This window comes from Haloferula rosea, assembly GCF_016595525.1.
In the GTDB taxonomy this organism is placed as follows: Bacteria; Verrucomicrobiota; Verrucomicrobiia; order Verrucomicrobiales; family Akkermansiaceae; genus Haloferula; species Haloferula rosea.
The window spans coordinates 1-1603 of sequence record NZ_JAENII010000038.1 but is presented as its reverse complement, the minus strand read 5'-3'; the positions used below and the strand labels follow the sequence as shown (position 1 = coordinate 1603).

The 1603-nt window shown below is 55.5% G+C and carries 2 protein-coding genes; both read left to right on the top strand.

Annotated features, from left to right (window positions below; translation table 11 throughout):
* Window positions 1-227: 227 nt before the first annotated feature.
* On the top strand, window positions 228-818 hold the full coding sequence (locus JIN81_RS19195) for a hypothetical protein (protein ID WP_234045590.1): 591 nt from the start codon (window positions 228-230) through the stop codon (window positions 816-818).
* Between the two features lie 152 nt (window positions 819-970).
* Window positions 971-1381 (top strand): hypothetical protein, encoded by a 411-nt coding sequence (locus tag JIN81_RS18725; RefSeq protein WP_200283602.1) that lies wholly within the window; start codon window positions 971-973, stop codon window positions 1379-1381.
* Window positions 1382-1603 lie beyond the last annotated feature (222 nt).

Genomic DNA, 1603 nt, shown 5'->3' with positions numbered 1-1603 from the left:
GAGTTGGCTTCAGATGGTAGTTTCGTTTCATTTCTGGTATTCCTACAGGGGACTTGAACCCCATTTACAACGCGCCCATGCTGGGCACACACAAGGCGCGGCTGACCGACCCCTATCAGCGGCCTTGTTGCGCGAGCCCTCAGGTGGTAGAGACTCATGAGTGAATTGCGCTGGCCGCCATAAAGTTCGGGTCGGCAGCGCTTCGACGTTCTGCCAAGAAATAGCCGATGCCAGTAGCAGCGATAGCATTGATCATCATTGGCGGCTTCTTCGCCGTCATGAACTGGGCGTGCCTGGTTTCATCGCTGGTTACGAAGAAGAATCACTCGATGGTTCCTCCGCTTGGAGGCTTACTCTTGGCAGTCGGCTTTGCGCTTCATCCCGCGCTGCGACCTTATGCGATCTGTGGACTACTTCTCGATATTGGATTCTGGGCGTTACTTTTTGCGATTCCGATGATGCTGGTCGAGGCCCTGCGATCGGCACCTTGGCGTCGAGTCGCGCGGATTTCGGGTCAGTGGAGTGAGATCACATTTCATCTTAGCCTTTATCGCCCTGACTACTACGTCGTTAAGGTTTCGAGAGCCTTGCCATCAGGCGAGACTGGCTGGATTGAGCGGGGCTCGTTCGGGCGTTGGAGCACCGCAGGAAGCGGGCTTCAGCTTATTTCTCACACGGATACTGACGAATCACCTTCGAGACTGACCCTGTCGAGTGGACTGGGGTCGGCGGAGTTTCCCGTTGCGGAGTCTACCAACTCATTGGCAGATAATGCTCCGGAGTTTCCGCCAGCGGGTGTCGTGCTCCATGCTCAGTGATGTAGACCGGAAGAATAAAACCAAGGCAGAACAAGTCGCTGCACAGAACCCCTGACCCGCTCCGAGTCGAAATTTCCATGGCCATTCAACCCTCAACCCTGAGATCAACGCTCGCTCCCGGTCAGGGATTCTGTGAGCTTTGACGTTGTGCCATGAAAAGGAAGACTGCGACGGTGCTTTTGAGAGTGGGGCTGTGCTGCATGCTGGTAACAGTCGCCGCCTCGCCGTTACTGATTCAGTGGAGCCTCGAGGGCAGGTCCGGAAGTTCTGCAGCAGACTACCTGGCAGGATCTGCGAGAATAGCCGACATTGCCGGTCGCCCAGATCTGGGTGCGGAGTGGTCGGAGCACGCGCATCTCATTCGTCAAGGCGTTGTTGCAATCCCTGTTGAAGCAACAAATCTAAGCGAATTGACCGACCTTGCCGGCGTTCTGAACGAGGAGCTGGGAGTTTCCCTTATTACCGTTCGCTACAGCGCTTCGGGTGACCCTCGAGTATACGTCGACCAGTCCAAGGAGACGGCGGCACGGAGAGCGATACAGAAGTGGATATCCACCCCATAAGACGCAAGCACAACAAGTCATGGAAGATCGACGCTCAACCGCCGCCTTGTTGAACGCTACTCGCGCGGCTTGCACCGTTCCCATTTCCTCGACGCCCGGCCTTGTGCTCGCGCGTCTTCACTGAGACGTTGGGCTGAAAAATCATGAAAGCATTTAGCCATGGAGTAGTTAAGCTCGGATCAGTCTTCGGCGGTATCATCGGTTTCATCTATTACAATTCGG